Consider the following 16,824-nt stretch of genomic DNA (forward strand, 5'->3'; position numbering starts at 1 on the left):
TTCTTCGGTAAAGCGCTTCTTCATGTCCAATCTCCTTGTCGTCGTGGATTGGACTCTAAAGTCACGCGCTACTCAATTCGGGGGGGACGTCGCTCCCGACCCTTTGCGGCCATCGGCGCTTGTGGAAAGCTGCCGTTCAACGTAGAAGTCACCGGCCCTGCGCGGATTTATCGCGCAGCGTCCGTTTGGACTGCGGGTTTGGCAATGGCCGGTTAGACTCGCCGCTCCCACTGCATTAAGCCGCTTGTCTCGCGCCAATCAGTTCGCCATTTTCAAACTGAAGGTACAGGCGAATTGGCTGGTCGTGTTCTAGCAGAATATGCTCACTGTCAGTAACATGCTCTGAGCATTTTTTTGCCTTGCTCTCCAAACTCCCGGCTGCGGTCATGCATTTGCTCTTGAGGTTCCGCTTGCGAGCATCTAGGGTGCTACCTTTGTTCCAAAATGCGTTTACAGCAGCAATCTCACTATTCAGACTCTCCTCAAGATACGGTACGAGTTCAGAAAACGAATCAATGGATTTTTGAATACTGGCGCGGCGAGCCACCTTGAGCTGAGGGTCGCCCGGGAACAGCGACAAGACATGCCAGGCCGCAATTCTGGTCTTCAGGCAGAGCGCAATATCTCCTGTAAGCTCTTCAAGTTCAGATATTTTCTTTCCAATGTCATTTGTAAGATTTTCCGTGCCGAAAGTTTCGGTGTGTTCGACCTTCTTGTCGACCTTCTGGCGATATTCAATTTCAAGATGGTGTTGAATTTCGAGCAAATCACGCTCGCAGCTCTCCAGATTCATCCTTGATGAATCTGGAAGGTCGCCCCCTTTTATGGCTAAGTAGACCTGTCCGAGATAATCATAGGTTGCCAGCACTCTTGATTTCCTCTGGCTTGCAAGAAATTGGGAGATTTGCTGAACCCCTGCTTTAATTTCGTCAAGCTTTCTGCTGATGTCAGCAAGGTGCTTCTGCGCGACAACAACAGATGCGATTTGCCAGATTGCAGCTGCGTTGATCATGTTTTGAAGATCGCTCATCTCGAAAAGACGAGCTTGTTCAGCGATGCCTTTGCCGTTCATTGCGAATGCGCGCAAACCATTCCCATCTGCTGCTCGAACTAAATCGCCATTGATGACGACTTCCATTATCTTCTTTCCTGACGCCTCGCCAGTCACTAGCAGGGAAGGGATCGCCTGACACAAGGCGCTTAAGCGGCTGATGCTGTAATCCCGCTTGGGATCTAATAGATTGGATCTTTCGAAGTCGCTGATTGCAGAAAGCGGTTGAATCGTCACGAGGGGTGAAGCCGGATTACTGCCAATCACAATTCGGTCCAGCAACGCTGGCTTGGGCGGCTGAATTTCTGGCGCATCAGATTCTTGCTCCGGAATCAAAGCTACTGACCTAGGAGAAAGACCCTTGCCCTTGCGAAGAACTATCCAAGCCAGTGCGATAAGAAGCAGCAAAATCAACGAAGCGAGAATATTGATATCCATAATTTTCCACCGATCTCTTAAACAGGAGATGCTCACCGTTCAGTAGAACGGTATAAACGCCATATATTTAGGCGTCTGGTGACATAGGCCCGGAATTGGACGCCTGCAACTCTCTTTTTTCGAGGGTCTGAGGCATTTGTCATGCCATCGGTTTCTGCATATACGAACACCAAGGTCATAGGTTTGAAGGTCCGCTTACAGAGCGAATACATCAAGGGCCGCTTCTGGCCGATAGCACGCATACAGCATGATGCCAGAAAGCGGCCGCAAGGTATTCACCCCTGCAGCCGCATGTCGCTGGCTAAATTTCCGTTTGCTCGGAAATCTCCAGCGCGTCGTCGACCTCGATGCCCAAGTAGCGGACGGTGCTTTCCAGCTTCGAATGCCCAAGCAGCAGTTGTACGGCCCGTAGGTTCTTCGTGCGCTTGTAGATCAGCATCGCCTTAGTTCTCCGCATCGAGTGCGTCCCGTAGGCCGATGGGTCAAGCCCGGCAGCTTCTGCTCAGTGGCGGACGATCCTCGCATACTGGCGAGTAGAGATATGAGGGGAGCTTGCCACCCTGCTCGGGAAGAGAAACTGGTCACCACGCAACTGTGACTTTTCAAGCCAGGCCGCAACAGCGACTCGGGTGGGCTCTGTCAGTTCGAACTGCACCGGTCGCTGGGTTTTCCTTTGGATGACGATCGCGCGGGGAAGAATCTGGTTCCCATGCGCGATGTCTCGGACGCGTAGGCTGACGAGATCACAACCACGAAGCTTGCTGTCGATGGCGAGGTTGAACATGGCGAGGCCGCGTACCGCGTTCGCATTCTGGAGGTGAATTCGGATCGCCCAGATGTCCTTCGGCTTTAGGGGTGGCTTCTGGCCGACCAGCTTCCCCTTGTTCCATGCTTCGTGTTTGATGATGGCTTCCATATCAGACTCCTTGGCTGTTGATCGGAATCTGATTGTTCACCCTAGTTGGCGACGGCAGCTATCGGGTAGTATGCTAAATGCGTGCTTCCGGCCAGAAGCGGCCTGTCGAAGTTGCGTCCGTAAAGCAGCCATTCGCTTTGGGGCGTTTTAACTAATGAATCCGTATGAATCCGCGCACTCAATAGCCATATGAATCCTCGGTACGTATGCTTTAATGCTTGTACCGGATACGCTCACGCACCTAAGCTTGCAGGGTTTGATCGGACATTTAATACTGCCCATAAAAAAGTATGGCAACGGAAATCAATATGACAATGGCGGTTGTCTAGACGCTGCTTGCCGATATAGATCTTAATCAGGGGAGAATCCCTGCAATATTGTTGCCCACTTTACGTTAAGCATCTGTTAAATTTCCGCCACTGTCCATAACAGGAAAAACATGAAATACGGCGCAATTACTCTGGATACGTCTATTTTTGATCAACAGGGACTCAAGCTTGACCGCGGTCTTCTAAAGACTCTGGAGCAATTCAATGGAAAACCAATCGGTTTGGTCTTGTCAGAAGTTGTCCTCCGCGAGGTTCACAAGCACTTAAGCAAGAAGGTAGGCGAAACGCGTGCGCAGATTGAGCGCGCCTTCCATCAAAGTGCTGAGTACCTGCCGATAGCTCCTGCAAAACTTAAAGAGGCACGATCTAACATCATCCCAAGTGACTCCGATCAAGATATTTCAAGAGAAAAAATAGAATCGTTTGTCGAAGGAACAGGGGCTCAGATCATAAAGGCAGATGATTATGTTGACATATCAAATCTCATCAAACGCTACTTTCAGTCAATCCCGCCATTTGCAGAGTCCGGAAAGAAGAAAAATGAGTTTCCCGACGCCATTGCATTGGTATCTTTGGAGGCTTTTGCCGAGAAGAATAAGTTCAAACTTCTTGCAGTCTCAGCCGATGGTGACTGGGTTGATTTTGGAAAACAATCCGAATGGATAGACGTTATTGGCGATCTTGCTGAGGGCATTGCCGAATTTCAACCCCAAGAAGCAGCCTTCAATTTTTGCGAGAAGCTTGGTGATAAGTTGCTACGTGGCGAAGCCACGAACATCTCTTCGTCTATCGATTCATTTCTCTCGACAGCCGTTTCTGAAATCGATGCATACCCCGATGCCGATTCTGCTTTCTTCTGGGATGCCGACTTTATTGAAATCGAGTTCATCGATTTTGAGCTTCTAGAAGATGAAGAAGGACGACCACGCCTATCCCCTGTGCAATTTCAGGACGAAGAGATTTCAATCGCACTGTCAGTAAGAATACGTGGGACAGCCTCGTGCGACTTTTCGCTTTCGGTTCACGACTCAATAGACAAAGACAGCGTTTCTATGGGGACCGCAACCAAGAATGTTGAATTTGATTTTGAATCGGAACTCCTTTTATCAGCCACTGGAGATTTTGAAGGCGATATTGATGAAATCGATGTGGACTCAATCGAGTTGCTTTCGTCGCCCAGATATATCGAGTTCGGTTCCTTGGAGCCCGATTGGTGGCGCGATCAGGATGAATAACATATCGTTCCAGCGGACACCGTAAAAGCTACGCTTATGCTCCGCCGCTGAACTCAAACGTTGTACGTCCGCTTTTTCGAGTCAGTAACTACCGCTATGGGTCGGGAGCACGCGATCGATCCAGTTGAAATTTGCCAGTTGCCGGAAGATGCGGCATTCGGTTAGCATGAACGGCATGTCTCGGCCAGAAGCAGTCATTGTTCAAATTGCTCGAAAGCAGCCGTGCAATGCCATCAGCGCATTTTGGTGCTTGCAGGGTTTGACAGAATATTTAGTACTGGATGCAAACTGACAGCATCCGAAAATCCAATTAAAACAAAAAGGCTACTCCAATGAGGGCCGACAAGTTTTCTGTTACGAGTCCGAGAAACCCTGCAAAATTGATATCAGTTTTACGTTAGCAATCGACATGTCGCTACTTACATTTCAACAGGCAATGACAGAGGCAAAGCGATTCAACCGTTGCCATGCACTGCTTGGCAACGGGTTCAGTATCGCGTGTCGGCCAGACATATTTCTCTACGGGAAGCTCTACGAGAATGCGGACTTCTCAAAGCTTTCACCAACGGCGAAATTTGCCTTCGAAGCACTGGGAACTCAAGACTTCGAGCGAGTGATCAAAGCCCTTCGTGACGCCAAACGAATACTCGAAGTTTATGGTGGCACCCCGTCTAACCTAATTGAAACGCTACAAAGCGATGCTGACGGACTCCGAGAGCTTCTTGTTCAAACAATCGCAAGCAGCCACCCCGCGTGGCCCGGTGAAATTACGGAGGAAGAATACGCAGCATGTCGAGAATTCATCGCCCACTTCAACACGATCTATACGTTCAACTACGACCTGCTGCTCTATTGGGCGCAAATGCACACGCCCGATGGCGTAGCCCCATCGTCCGACGATGGCTTCAGAAAATCTGAGGATGACTATGACGCTGGATATGTGGTGTGGGAGCCAAGTCAGAGTCATGAGCAAAACATGTATTTCCTCCATGGTGCGCTGCATGTATTCGACACGGGCACGGAGATTCAGAAGTACACCTGGATCAACACGGGAGTACGGTTGATTGACCAAATCCGCCACGCCCTAAGCAAGGATTACTACCCTCTCTTTGTTTCAGAGGGCACGAGCGCTGAAAAACTTGAGCGCATCAGGCATAACGATTACCTCGCAAAGGCGTATCGCAGTTTTTCCGAAATACAAGGCGCTTTATTCATTTATGGCCATTCTCTTGCTGAAAACGATGAGCACTATCTAAAACGCATCGAGAGGGGAAAGCTATCTCAGCTCTACATCGGACTGTATGGGGATCCCAATTCAGAAGCCAACAAGCGAATTATTTCAAGGGCAAATCAAATGTCAAATAGCCGCAGGGCGAAGGCTCCTCTTGGCGTCACCTATTTCGACGCATCCACCGCGAAGGTTTGGGGCAAATGAGTGCTAACCCTGCGGTGCAGGGGATGCTGCGCGAAAATGCCGGTCAGCATCCCTGACCTTGAACGTTGGGCATCAATAGTTGGTCGCTCGTAATGGATACCGAAGAACTCCCGCTCCTTGATGCACTGCGCGGCTTGGCAATGCTCCAGCAGGAATTTCTTCGTCTCGCACTTTTCGTCGCGTCCGAAGGCCCAGCAACCTTCGAAGGGGAAGAGTTAACTTGTACGCTTGGTGACGGACAGCGGCGCACAAGCACGTTTCTGGCGATGGCTGCAGGTCAGTCACTTGAAACGTTGCTGCATATGGCGAAACTTCGCGGCATCCCGGTTCGAGATGCGTATCCGGTCGCTAGATCGGCAATCGAATCCTTCGTAAATGCCAGTTACCTCTTGGCCGAATCTGACAACGTGGCTGCACGAGCCATCCGGTACATCGACTTTGCTGCTTGGCGTCACCACAATAGGAAATTTGGGAGCGGTGAGTTCTCGATTGAAGTTCGCTCCGACCCTGATCCCCGGGCCACGCTCACGCAGGAGTATCCCGAGTTCAGTGGTAAGGGCAACGGCTCGTGGACTAGCCTCGATGTGCCTAGCCGTATAAGGAGAGTTGGCGAATTAGCTGGCCGTCGATCTGGGTTACGCCTGCTTGCAGCTTATGGTCTGATCTACTCTCTTTCATCCGAGATCATTCACGGATCTCCCTTCGGTGCGAGCTACTTCTATTCGGCGCATTTGAAGGGCGAAAGAACTACTGAGGCATTTCAAGCCGCAACCGTGAGTCATCTGGAAGAGATATTCATCGGCGTGCTGCACGCTGGTTGCGGTTACCTTGCTGCATTCTTTGGGCATCAGAATATGAGAGCACCATTGAACGCAGAGGAAATGATATTTGCGCGACTCCTAGAGTTGAGTACAAAGCCGTCTTCTTCATTTCCGCCAGCCATGCCGCAGGCGGCCGACACTGAGGGTGAACAATGAAATGCTGCCCAACCCATCATTCCACCGGACCTGCGCAAATAGCCGCGCAGGCCGGTGAATTCAGACGTTGAATGTCCGGTTTTCCGGTCAGGCTACTTCCGCTTAGGGTCGGGAGTGTGAATTAGCCGGACAGGAAAGCTGACGTTCGGGCTGACTGGCCGGTGAAGGGCCGCTTACCTGCGCATTGCTGACTGAATCGGCCAGCAGGCCCGATGACCGCAAAGGCCGAACAACGGAAATCCAGAAAACGCAAAGCCCGGCAGGTGCCGGGCTTTGGTCATCTGCGGCCCGACAGACGCCATTACTTCCTGTCAGCTCTCACCGTCCGCCAGCCAGCCAGACAAGCTGCGGCGGTTCGCCAGTCGGCGCGAAGACGACTGCCGCCTGCATGAACTCGGCGGCCAGACCGCTCAAGCGCTCGACACTGGCGTCGAGCACCAGGAAAGCCTCCTCGGGTGGCCAGTCGCCGGCGTCGGCGATGCTGACGGCCGGCAGATGCTGCCAGCCCAGCGCCTGCAAGCGCGCGGCCAGCGCGCCGTGACGCAGCGCGTTTTCGTCAGCGGACAGTAACGTTGCCTGCGGGTTGTGCGCGCTGACGATCGCCCAGCACGCGCAGCCGCGACGGCGCAGCCAGTCGTCGAACTGCGGCTGTGCAACATCGATACGCAAATCGAAAACCTCGGCCGCTTCGCCCAGCACGCGATAGCGGGTCGCCCGGAAAGGTGCGAGCAAGGCGTCCTGCAGACTCCCGGCGGCGCGTGCATTTGGCGCTTCTGCGCTCATGGCAAGGTCTCCTCGTCGGACGCCATCTCGGGCAGCTGACCGAGTTGCGCCTGCGCCTCGGCGAGCGGCAAGGACTCGACGCTGCGCAGCTTGCGTTCGATCTGCCGCGTGCGCACGCCGGCGGCATCGATTGAGCGCGTCGCCAGTTCGAGCTTCTTTTTCGTTGCTTCGAGCGCCTCGCCGAACTTGCCGAACTCGGTCTTCACCGCACCGAGCACCGCCCACACCTCTGCCGAACGGCGCTCGATGGCCAGCGTGCGAAAGCCCATCTGCAGGCTGTTGAGCAGCGCGGCGAGCGTCGTCGGCCCGGCGAGGCTGATGCGGAAATCGCGCTGCAGCGATTCGGCCAGCGCCGGCCGGCGCAAGGCCTCGGCGTAGAGCCCCTCGATCGGCAGGTAGAGGATGGCGAAATCGGTGGTGAACGGCGGTTCGAGGTACTTCTCGCGGATGCTCTTCGCCTCGCTGCGCAAGCGCATTTCGAGCGCCTTCGCCGCCACTTCCACCGCCACCGGGTCGGCACGATCCTGCGCGTCGAGCAGGCGCTGGTAATCCTCGATCGGAAACTTGGCGTCGATCGGCAGCCACACCGGCGTCGTGTCGCCCTCGCCGGCCGAGCGGCCCGCTTCTCGCCCGGGCAGGCGGATGGCGAATTCGACGCGATCGCCGCTGCCCGGACGCGTCGCCACGTTGCGCGCGAACTGGTCGGCGGTGAGCACCTGATCGAGCAGGGCTTCGAGCTGCACCTCGCCCCAAGTGCCGCGCGTCTTCACGTTGCTCAGCACGCGTTTCAGGTCGCCGACGCCGGCAGCGAGCGTCTGCATTTCACCAAGCCCGCGCTGCACCTGCTCGAGCCGTTCGCTGACCAGCCGGAACGAGTCGCCGAGGCGCTGCTCAAGCGTTGCGTGCAGCTTCTCGTCGACGGTCTGGCGCATCGCCTCAAGCCGGCCGGCGTTGTCGGCCTGCAGCGAGGCGAGGCGTGCCTCGACCGCCTGACGCAACTGCTCGAAACGTGCATCCATGTTGCCGGTGAGGCGCGCAAGCTGCTGTCCGAAGGCCTCGAGCTGCTGCCCCTGCATTGCACCAAAGCGCGTCAGCTCGCTGCCCAACGACTGACCCTGGCGTGTTACCGACTGCGCCTGTTCGACGCGTCCGTCGTGCGCCGCCTGCGCCGCTTCCTGGCGCGCGCGCGCGAATTCCTCGCGCAGTTCGCGCGCCAGACGTTCCTGCCCGGCGAGCAGTTCGGCCGCACGCGCCTCCAGCCGCGCCGTGCGCAGCATCACCCAGACCGCCAGCAGCAGGCAGGCCAGACCGGCGAGGCCGACGCCCAGCCACTCATTCATCGCATTTGCTCATGGTTCGATTTGCCGAAGATGCGCAGGGCGGACCGGGATGGTCCGCTGCGCGCTGCCGGCATTCTGTCACCCGCCGGGGGCGGCGCGGCAAGCGCCTGATTCAGTGGCGCTTGCCCGTGCCTGTCGCACTCAACGCAGCGAGAAATCGACGCGGCCCGCCTTCGCTGCGGCGGCGGCGTCGCTGGCGCCCTCTTCCCTGATCAGCTTTGGCGGCAGCAGGAAAATGCGGTCGGCCGGCGCGCCCGACTTTTCGACCAGCCAGTCGCGTACGCGCGCCGCCCGCCGCTCGCCGAGATCGCGCAGGTCTTCGTCGTCGATGACCGTATTGGTCAGGATCAGCTTCTCCATTTCTTCGGGAGGCAGCGACTTGACCAGGCCGACGAGGTTGCGCGGCTTGGGGAATTTCTCGTCGCGGTAAACGCGCTCAAGCAGTGCCGGGCGTTCGGCGGCGCTGACGACGATTTCTTCGCTGGAACCCGAAGCAACGCCCTTCTTCACCAGATCGTCGCGCTTCAGCCGGCGCATGGCGCGTTCCAGCCGCGCCACCTTGAGGCCTTCGCGGTCGCGCTCGACGGCAACGCTGCCGGCGATTTCGAGCTTGAGTGCCGGACGGTCGTTGAGCGCCAGCGCCAGCTTGTCGAGGCGTTGCTGCGCCGTGCTGTCGAGCGCGGACAGACCGTAGGCGAAGTCAACGTTGGACAGCTCCTCCCCTCCACCGAACAGCGAGCCGAGCAGCGCGAAGGGCGAAGTCACCGCCTTGACGAAGAGATTGAGGATGACCTTGATCACCAGCCCGCCGATGCTGAATTCCGGATCGTCGAGCGAGCCCGAGATCGGCAGGTTGATGTCGATTTCGCCGTTGCGGTTCTTGAGCAGCGAGACGGCCAGCGTCACCGGCAGCTTGGTCGCCAGCGGGCTGTCGACAGGGTCGCCAAAGGTGAGCTGGTCGAGGAAGATCCGGTTCTCGGCGGTGAGCAGGCGCTTCTCGATGCGGTATTTGACGAACAGCGACAGCTTGCCCTTGGCGATCGAGTAGCCCGCGTACTTGCCCGAATACGGCGAGAACGAAGTCATTTCGATGCCCTTGATCTCGGCATCGAGGTCAAGGAAGGTCTCTTTCGCCAGCGGGTTGAGACGCGCCTTGATGCTCAGCGGCGCGATGCGGTCGTAGCTGCCGCGCAAGTCGAGCGTCGCCACGGTGTCGGGTGCCGAGGAAAGGCCGCTGATGCGGCCGCCGATCTGGCGCAGGTTCGCCGAATAGTTCGGCTTGACGAAGTTGTCGGTGAAATTGACGCTGCCGCCCTGCAGGGTGACTTTGCCGATGCGGATCGGCATTGCTTCGCTCGCCGGCGTCGCCAGCGCGACGCTCGCCTTGCCGTCGCCGCGGCTCACCGCCGGTGCGGCTGGCGGCGCTGCGCTTGCCGGTGCCGCGGCAGTCGTCGTCGCGGTGCTGCCATCCTTGGTCGCCGGCGCAGCGGCGGCAGGCTCGTCGCGACGGACGATCTGCGCCAGATTGAGCTTGCCTTCCTTGCTGACGATGACGCGGGCGAAGAAATCAGTCAGCGCGACCTCGCCGACCGACAGCGAATCGGGGCCGAGACGGAAGTCGATATCGCCGACGTAGAAAGACTTCCAGCGCAGGAAATCGGCGGAATTGATCTTGTCGACGGCAAAGAAGTCGCCAACCGTCAGCTGGCCCTTGAAGCCGCCCGCGAGCGGGCCGGCGGCGGGCTGACGGACATCCAGCACGCCCTTGGTGGTGAGCTGACCACGCGTCACCGCAATATTGAGCTTGTCAGTAAAGTAGGGCTGCAGCGGCAGCAACTCAAGCCCCTTGACGTCAACTTGCAGGCGCGCGGCGAGCGGCGCCAGACCCAGATCGCCGGCGACCTCCACCTCGCCCTTCTGGTTGAGACGCAGATGTGCTTTCACCTGCGCGCTCTTGCCCGGCTCGGTCGTCAGGTGTTCGATGGTGAAGCCGAAATCGCTGATCGTCTGCGTCGCCGCCGGCTGCACGGCGCGGTCCTCTAAACGCAAGCTGATCTCGTCGCCCTGCACCTTCCGGGCGACTACTATCCATGGCGCGGCTGCCGCGCCTTTGCCGGCTGCGGGCGCCGGGACATGGTGTTCAGCGACAGCTGTCTTTGCACCGGCAGGGACGCTGGCGGCAGGCGCAGCGACACCGCGTGGCGCCGGTGAAGCACGCAGCAGCGGCGGCAGGATCGTGTCCAGCGAACCGTCAGCCGCGCGGCGGACCAGCGCGCTCAGCTTGTCGATGCTGATTTCACCGAGCGCGATGCGCTTTCCAGCAAGATCGAGTTCGCCGTCTTTCAGCGCGAACGAGCCGACCGAGAGACGCTCCTCGCCGTCAATGCGGCCGGAGAGCGCAAAGCTCGCCGGCTGGCCGGCCTTGCTCGCCAGCCCGGCCAGCCGTGCGTCAAGACCGAGCAGCTCCACCTTCAGCGGACGTCCGCGCGTCTCGTCGAGCCAATGCACGCTGCCATCATGCACGCTGGCTTCGCCCAGCGACCAGGCCAAGGCAGGGGCGGCAGCCGCAGGCACACTCACGCTTGCGGCCGCTTTGGCGGGCGGCGCGACCGGTGAAGCACCCTCTTTCGGAGGCGCCGCGACTGCTGTCTTGCCCGTGGCAGCAACAGCATCAAGCACGGCCAGCCAGTTGAGCGTACCGTCGGCCCGCGCACGCGCATAGACCTGTGGCTGCGTCAGTGCGACGCGATCAATGCGCAGCTGCCGTTGCGCCAGATCGAAATCGCCGACCACCGCCTCGACACGCTGCGCGGCAAACAGCGGCTCGCCATTCGTCGCCTCGATGCGCAGATCGGCCAGTGCGGCGTTACCGGAGACGGTCAGTGCAGCGCCGGCATCGGCGGACTGATGAAAGGTGAGCTTGATCTGGCTGTCGAGCACCGCCGACTGCAGCTTCACCGGCAGCGCGACCGGTACGTAATCAAGGTAACGCGTCAGGTCGAAGCCCTTGATATCGAGCACCAGTTCGCTCTCGCGCGACTGGGCAAAGGGCTTGCTGCGCCCGCCCAAGGCAAGCGGCGAACCATCAAGCTTCGCGGAGAAAGCGGGATCGACGAAGCTGTCGACGACCTGCGGCAGACTCGAAATGAAAGGCAGCGTCAGTTCGATGTCGCTGACGCTGTGCTTTTCGTCGGTCACGCGGTCGTCGAACTCGATCCGGCCGCCGGTGAGCTGGATGTTGTTCAGCGAAAAGGCTGGTGTCGGCGACGAAGGACCGGAGAGGAACTCGTCGAGCAGGTCGGAAATGTTGTATTGCTGCGCCGCCAGCCGGCGCAGGCGCAGCACCGGCCGCTCCAGACGCAGTTCTTCGATCACCGGCGCGCCGCGGAACAGCGAAGACACCGACACGTTGACGTAGAGGCTGTCGAAAGCGAACAGCGGCTCGCTGCCCTCGCCGTCCTCGATGACCAGCCCGTCGATACGTACCGACAGCGCATAGGGATTGATGCTGACACCGGCAACGCTCACCTGACGGTGCAGCGCCGCGCCGGCCTGCTCGAGCAGCGCCGATTTGACGAAGGGCGGCAGGACGAAAAACCCGACGATGCCGACGAGCACGAAAAGCAATGCCACCGCCAGTCCGAGCCGCTTCGTACGCGGCTCGTGCAGCAGCCCCTTGAAGCTTGAGCTATCGATCATTGCTGCCATCCCCCGAGATTTTGGCCTGAATTTATCATGAAGCGGGAAGGCCGCGTGAGTCGTACAGGCTGGGGCCGGCGCCTCGACCCGGTGCCCGAGATGCCAGGCAACGCCCCAGCGCTGCGGGCTCGCGCCGGCCGCCGGCTTGCCGCTTCGGAGGCGCCTTTCGCGCTAAAATCCGGCATTGTCCGCCGCTGAAATCCCTCATGAAAATCCTCGTCATCGAAGACAACGCCAGCCATCGCAGAACGCTCTGCGAGCATGTCGGGCGTCTCGGGATGAGCGTGCGGGGGGCCGACAGCGGCAGCAGCGGCGTCGAGCTCTTTCTCGCCGAACGACCTGATGTCCTGCTGCTCGCCAGCAGGCTGGCGGAGATCGACGCATTCGCGGTGTGCCGGCACATCCGCCAGGTCGAACCGCCGGGCGAGTGGACGCCGATCATTTTCCTCATCGCCGCCGGCGACGATGCGGCGCTGCAACGCAGCGTTGCTGCCGGTGGCGACGATTTCCTGAGCCTGCCGGTGAGCGAAGTCGCCATCGACGTCAAGCTGCGCGCCATGCAGCGCCAGCTGCAGATGCGCCAATCGCTGCTGGCGACGACGCGCAAGCTCGACACCGCCAACCAGCAACTGCAACGTCTGGCCTCGCTCGACAGCCTCACCGGCGCCGCCAACCGGCGCTATTTCGACGCCACACTCGAACGCGAATGGCGACGCTCGATGCGAGAAGGATCGACGCTGTCGGTGGTGATGGTCGATATCGACCTGTTCAAGCAGTTCAACGACCACTACGGTCACCCCGCCGGCGACGAATGCATCCGCCGCGTTGCCGCTGCCTTGGCCGCCGACCTTGATCGGGGCGGCGATTTGCTGGCGCGTTACGGCGGTGAGGAATTTGCCGCCATCCTGCCCGGCACGACGCTGGGCGGCGCCAGCATCGTCGCCTTACGCATGCGCGACGCCGTCGCCGCGCTGGCGATGACGCACGCCGGCTCGCCGCACGGCAAGGTCACCGCCAGCTTTGGCGTCGCCTGCGGCGTGGCCATGCCCGAAACCGCCGCCGCGACGCTTCTGGCCGCCGCTGACCGCGCGCTCTATCAGGCCAAGGCCGACGGACGCAACCGCGTGCACGTCACCACCTCGCTCGACCCCGACTGCTTCATTAGCGAAGAGGAAACAGCATGAAGGCAGCTCCGCCGACCCGCATCCTGCTCGTCGACGACAACGACCTGATGCGCACGGTATTGCGCGGCATCCTGCGCTCCGAAAATTGCGAGATCTGCGGTGAGGCGAGAAACGGCGCCATCGCGCTCGACATGGTCGAAATCAAGCACCCCGACGTCGTTTTTCTCGATGTGATGATGCCTGAGATGGACGGTCTCGAAGCGCTGCAGGCGATCAAGTCGATGCGCCCGGAAACCGCGGTGATCATGGTCACCGGCAACCCAAGCGTCGGCAATGTGCAGGAAGCGATCCAGAACGGCGCCGCCGGTTTCATCGTCAAGCCATTCAACGCCGGCAAGGTACTCGGCGCGCTGCAACAGGCGCTCGCGGCAACGCGCCGGCCAGCCACACCCTGAGTCGCACCGGCGTGATTCGCATCGGCGCCGCCGATTCCTGTAAGCCTGTTCCTCTCCGCCTGTTCCCGACCCGGCCGATCCGTTCAGAAAACGTTCTTCCACGCCCTTAGCGCGGCAAAAACGGCGACCGGATCATCACGCTCGGGCAAGGGCGTCGCCGATTGCGCGCACCAGCGCAGCACCGAGTCGATCACCTCGGGCTCGCCGCAGCGCAGGAACGGGTTACTCGCCTTTTCCAGCGCCAGCGACGACGGCACGCTCGCCTGCCCGGCGGCGCGCAAGGCGGCGACCGCGGCCACGCGCTGCTGTACGCAGACGTTTTCGGGTTCGACTGCCAATGCGAAACGCAGGTTGGCCACGGTGTACTCGTGCGCGCAATAAACGCCGGTATCACCGGGCAGCGCTGCGAGTTTCGCCAGCGATGCCGCCATCTCGCTCGCCGTGCCTTCAAACAGCCGGCCGCAGCCGGCGCCAAACAGCGTGTCGCCGCAAAACAGCTGCCCCGCGCGATAATAGGCGAGATGTCCGCGGGTATGACCGGGAACGGCGACGACACGAAAAGCCAGCGCCAGCGCCTCGACCGGGATCGTCTCGCCGCCGCAAAGCGGCTCGGAAAGCCCTGTGATAGACTCCGCCGCCGGTCCGAACACGGCCGGCTCGACGCCATCGGCGCGCGCTGCGGCAAGCAGCTCGGCGATGCCGCCCTGATGGTCGGCGTGGTGGTGCGTCACGAGGATTGCCGCCAGTCGCAGGCCTTCGCGCCTGAGGAAGGCAAGAACCGGTGCCGCGTCGCCGGGGTCGACGACGAGCGCGCTGCTGCCCTGCCGCAGCAGCCAGATGTAGTTGTCGGCGAAGGCCGGAATCGCGATCGGCACCGGATAGACCGACTGGACGGGAAACGCAGAAGGTTTGAGCATCGCGCAATTCTGGGAGATGGACAGGAAATGTCAATTCCGGGCCTCGACACCTGGCTGAAAACGCCGCAAGGGCTCTACGTGACGTCCTGGGAGCGGCCCCGCATCGAGGGTATCGTCAGCGACGTCTTTGGCTACAACGCGCTGCAGCTGGGACTGCCGCAGTTTGACCTGCTCGGCGATAACCGCATCCCGCTACGCCAGAAGGTCGGTGAATCGGGTGCCGTCGATGTCCGCTGCGACCTGCGCCAGCTGCCTTTCGCCGCGGCCAGCGTCGATCTGGTGGTCTTACCGCATGTGCTCGAATTCAACGACGACCCGCACCAGATCCTGCGCGAGGTTGAACGCGTGCTCATTCCCGAGGGGCAACTGGTGATCGCCGGTTTCAACCCGCTGTCGCTGTGGGGGCTGCGCCGCAGGCTGCCGGGGCACCCGGAAGGCTTTCCCTGGAACGGCGACTACCTCTCGGTGCCGCGCATCAAGGACTGGGTCAAGCTGCTCGGCTTCGAGATCGACCGCGGCGTGTTCGGTTGTTACGCACCGCCCTGCACCGATGCCGCCTGGCTGCGCCGTTACCACTTCATGGAAGCGGCCGGCGACCGCTGGTGGGGATTCGCCGGCGGCGTCTACCTGCTGCGGGCGGTAAAACGCGTACACGGCATGCGCCTGATCATGCCCAAATGGAACCCGCGACGCTTGCCGCGCAAAGCGCTGTCAGCCGTCGCCAGAAAAGGAATTGAACACAGTGAGCAGTAATCCGGAAGTGATCATCTACGCCGACGGCGGCTGCCGCGGCAATCCCGGCCCCGGCGGCTGGGGCGCCCTGCTCTTGGCCGGCGAAAACGAAAAGGAGCTGTGGGGCGGCGAAGCGCACACCACAAACAACCGCATGGAACTGACCGCCGTCATCCGCGCGCTGGAAGCGCTCAAGCGGCCGACGCTGGTGCGCGTGCTCACCGATTCGCAATATGTGCAGCGTGGCATCAGCGAATGGATCTTCAACTGGAAGAAGAACGGCTGGCGCACGTCGGACAAGAAACCGGTGAAGAATGCCGATCTGTGGCAGGAACTTGACGCGCTGGCCCGCCAGCATCAGATCACCTGGTCGTGGGTCAAGGGCCACGCCGGCGAACCCGGCAACGAGCGCGCCGACGCGCTGGCCAATCGCGGCATCGACGAAATCGCCGCCCGTCGCGCCTGAAGCGCCCCAACCATTTCGCGAGACCCGTCCCATGCGCCAGATATTCCTCGATACCGAAACCACCGGTCTCGAACACAAGCACGGCCACCGCATCATCGAAATCGCCGGCGTCGAAATGAAGAACCGGCGGCTGACGCACCACCACTTCCACTACTACCTCAACCCCGACCGCGACATCGACGAAGGCGCGCAAGCAGTGCACGGCATCAGCCGCGAGTTCCTGCAGGACAAGCCGCGCTTTGCCGACATCGCTGCCGAATTCCTTGATTACGTTCGTGGCGCCGAGCTGGTCATCCACAACGCGCCCTTCGACATCGGCTTCCTCAATGCCGAACTGGCGCGGCTGGACATGGCGCCGGTCACCACCGTCTGCGCCAGCGTCTGCGACACGCTGCGCATGGCCAAGGACCTGCATCCGGGCAAGAAGAACAACCTGAACGCGCTGTGCGACCGCTATCAGGTCGACAACTCGCACCGCACCCTGCACGGCGCGCTGCTCGACGCGGAAATCCTCGCCGAAGTCTTCATCGCCATGACGCGTGGTCAGGAAAGCCTGCTCATGGACCTTGGCAGCGACAAGCCGGCGCAACAGGAGTCGCAGGCGGTGACGCTCGCCAGCCACGAACGGCGAACGCTGCGCGTGCTGCGCGCCAGCGACGAGGAAATCGCCGAGCACGCGCGGACACTCGCCGGAATCAACAAGGAAAGCAAGGGCAAATGCCTGTGGCTCACCGCTGACTGAGCCACCCCATGCCGGCCCGCAGCGCAGTACCGCGGCAGGCCCGAAAACCGCCTGCGAAAGCCCGCCAAAAGCCTTTACACACCGGGAGTGCCTCCCTATAATGCCGCTTCTTTCGGACGGGGGTATAGCTCAGCTGGGAGAGCGCTTGCATGGCATGCAAGAGGTCAGCGGTTCGATCCCGCTTA

At 60.1% G+C, this 16,824-nt stretch carries 13 protein-coding genes and 1 pseudogene; 8 read left to right on the plus strand and 6 right to left on the minus strand.

From position 1 onward, the window contains the following. Positions 1-235 precede the first annotated feature (235 nt). Positions 236-1,489, minus strand: coding sequence for a hypothetical protein (locus tag GGD90_RS17615; protein ID WP_153116828.1), 1,254 nt, complete (start codon positions 1,487-1,489; stop codon positions 236-238). A 301-nt stretch (positions 1,490-1,790) separates the two neighbouring features. Further along, positions 1,791-2,405: pseudogene (locus tag GGD90_RS17620) on the minus strand (tyrosine-type recombinase/integrase). A 439-nt stretch (positions 2,406-2,844) separates the two neighbouring features. Here GGD90_RS17620 and GGD90_RS17625 point away from each other — a divergent pair. The 3 genes from GGD90_RS17625 (at position 2,845) to GGD90_RS17635 (ending at position 6,381) form a co-directional block, all read left to right on the plus strand. After that, positions 2,845-3,969: a PIN domain-containing protein gene (locus GGD90_RS17625; protein WP_153116829.1), complete on the plus strand. Its 1,125-nt coding sequence runs from the start codon at positions 2,845-2,847 to the stop codon at positions 3,967-3,969. 409 nt (positions 3,970-4,378) lie between these two features. After that, positions 4,379-5,404, plus strand: a complete 1,026-nt coding sequence (locus GGD90_RS17630) for a DUF4917 family protein (RefSeq protein WP_153116830.1) — start codon at positions 4,379-4,381, stop codon at positions 5,402-5,404. A gap of 92 nt (positions 5,405-5,496) precedes the next feature. Next, the gene (locus GGD90_RS17635; RefSeq protein ID WP_153116831.1) at positions 5,497-6,381 is read left to right on the plus strand and encodes a DUF5677 domain-containing protein; all 885 of its coding nucleotides are present in this window, start codon (positions 5,497-5,499) and stop codon (positions 6,379-6,381) included. A 318-nt stretch (positions 6,382-6,699) separates the two neighbouring features. Here the strand turns inward: GGD90_RS17635 and GGD90_RS17640 are convergent, their stop codons facing one another. The 3 genes from GGD90_RS17640 to GGD90_RS17650 all read right to left on the minus strand — a co-directional run bounded on the left by GGD90_RS17640 (position 6,700) and on the right by GGD90_RS17650 (position 12,203). Continuing rightward, positions 6,700-7,164, minus strand: a complete 465-nt coding sequence (locus GGD90_RS17640; protein WP_153116832.1) for a DUF3293 domain-containing protein — start codon at positions 7,162-7,164, stop codon at positions 6,700-6,702. Beyond that, a complete protein-coding gene (locus tag GGD90_RS17645; protein ID WP_153116833.1) occupies positions 7,161-8,504 on the minus strand; it encodes a DNA recombination protein RmuC in 1,344 nt (447 codons plus the stop codon). Before GGD90_RS17645 ends, GGD90_RS17640 begins: the two co-directional genes overlap by 4 nt. A 141-nt stretch (positions 8,505-8,645) precedes the next feature. Continuing rightward, complete coding sequence (locus GGD90_RS17650; RefSeq protein ID WP_184415299.1) at positions 8,646-12,203, minus strand: DUF748 domain-containing protein; 3,558 nt, start codon at positions 12,201-12,203, stop codon at positions 8,646-8,648. A 206-nt stretch (positions 12,204-12,409) separates the two neighbouring features. Here GGD90_RS17650 and GGD90_RS17655 point away from each other — a divergent pair, with 206 nt between their 5' ends. Further along, entirely contained in the window at positions 12,410-13,387 is a 978-nt protein-coding gene (locus GGD90_RS17655; protein ID WP_153116835.1) for a GGDEF domain-containing response regulator, read from the plus strand. Next, the gene (locus tag GGD90_RS17660) at positions 13,384-13,782 is read left to right on the plus strand and encodes a response regulator transcription factor (RefSeq protein WP_153116836.1); all 399 of its coding nucleotides are present in this window, start codon (positions 13,384-13,386) and stop codon (positions 13,780-13,782) included. Before GGD90_RS17655 ends, GGD90_RS17660 begins: the two co-directional genes overlap by 4 nt. A gap of 83 nt (positions 13,783-13,865) precedes the next feature. Here GGD90_RS17660 and gloB read toward each other — a convergent pair whose 3' ends face one another. Next, positions 13,866-14,699, minus strand: a complete 834-nt coding sequence (gene gloB / locus GGD90_RS17665) for a hydroxyacylglutathione hydrolase (protein WP_153116837.1) — start codon at positions 14,697-14,699, stop codon at positions 13,866-13,868. 27 nt (positions 14,700-14,726) lie between these two features. On the opposite strand from gloB, the gene GGD90_RS17670 reads away from it, so the two are divergent. From GGD90_RS17670 to dnaQ, 3 genes are read left to right on the plus strand one after another with little or no spacing between them, the layout of a single operon-like run. Next, on the plus strand, positions 14,727-15,452 hold the full coding sequence (locus tag GGD90_RS17670; RefSeq protein ID WP_153116838.1) for a class I SAM-dependent methyltransferase: 726 nt from the start codon (positions 14,727-14,729) through the stop codon (positions 15,450-15,452). Beyond that, positions 15,442-15,897: a ribonuclease HI gene (gene rnhA, locus GGD90_RS17675; RefSeq protein WP_153116839.1), complete on the plus strand. Its 456-nt coding sequence runs from the start codon at positions 15,442-15,444 to the stop codon at positions 15,895-15,897. The genes GGD90_RS17670 and rnhA overlap by 11 nt, the downstream gene beginning before the upstream one ends. Before the next feature lie 31 nt (positions 15,898-15,928). Continuing rightward, positions 15,929-16,639, plus strand: coding sequence for a DNA polymerase III subunit epsilon (gene dnaQ, locus GGD90_RS17680; RefSeq protein WP_153116840.1), 711 nt, complete (start codon positions 15,929-15,931; stop codon positions 16,637-16,639). The last annotated feature ends 185 nt before the right edge of the window (positions 16,640-16,824 follow it).

Origin of the sequence: Rhodocyclus tenuis, from assembly GCF_014197755.1 — a bacterium.
Classification (GTDB): Bacteria; Pseudomonadota; Gammaproteobacteria; order Burkholderiales; family Rhodocyclaceae; genus Rhodocyclus; species Rhodocyclus tenuis.

Bases quoted from the DNA above. Each gene is read 5' to 3' on its own strand.
- GGD90_RS17615 (WP_153116828.1), bottom strand. From the start codon at position 1,489: ATGGATATCAATATTCTCGCTTCGTTGATTTTGCTGCTTCTTATCGCA.
- GGD90_RS17625 (WP_153116829.1), top strand. From the start codon at position 2,845: ATGAAATACGGCGCAATTACTCTGGATACGTCTATTTTTGATCAACAG.
- GGD90_RS17630 (WP_153116830.1), top strand. From the start codon at position 4,379: ATGTCGCTACTTACATTTCAACAGGCAATGACAGAGGCAAAGCGATTC.
- GGD90_RS17635 (WP_153116831.1), top strand. From the start codon at position 5,497: ATGGATACCGAAGAACTCCCGCTCCTTGATGCACTGCGCGGCTTGGCA.
- GGD90_RS17640 (WP_153116832.1), bottom strand. From the start codon at position 7,164: ATGAGCGCAGAAGCGCCAAATGCACGCGCCGCCGGGAGTCTGCAGGAC.
- GGD90_RS17645 (WP_153116833.1), bottom strand. From the start codon at position 8,504: ATGAATGAGTGGCTGGGCGTCGGCCTCGCCGGTCTGGCCTGCCTGCTG.
- GGD90_RS17650 (WP_184415299.1), bottom strand. From the start codon at position 12,203: ATGATCGATAGCTCAAGCTTCAAGGGGCTGCTGCACGAGCCGCGTACG.
- GGD90_RS17655 (WP_153116835.1), top strand. From the start codon at position 12,410: ATGAAAATCCTCGTCATCGAAGACAACGCCAGCCATCGCAGAACGCTC.
- GGD90_RS17660 (WP_153116836.1), top strand. From the start codon at position 13,384: ATGAAGGCAGCTCCGCCGACCCGCATCCTGCTCGTCGACGACAACGAC.
- gloB (WP_153116837.1), bottom strand. From the start codon at position 14,699: ATGCTCAAACCTTCTGCGTTTCCCGTCCAGTCGGTCTATCCGGTGCCG.
- GGD90_RS17670 (WP_153116838.1), top strand. From the start codon at position 14,727: ATGTCAATTCCGGGCCTCGACACCTGGCTGAAAACGCCGCAAGGGCTC.
- dnaQ (WP_153116840.1), top strand. From the start codon at position 15,929: ATGCGCCAGATATTCCTCGATACCGAAACCACCGGTCTCGAACACAAG.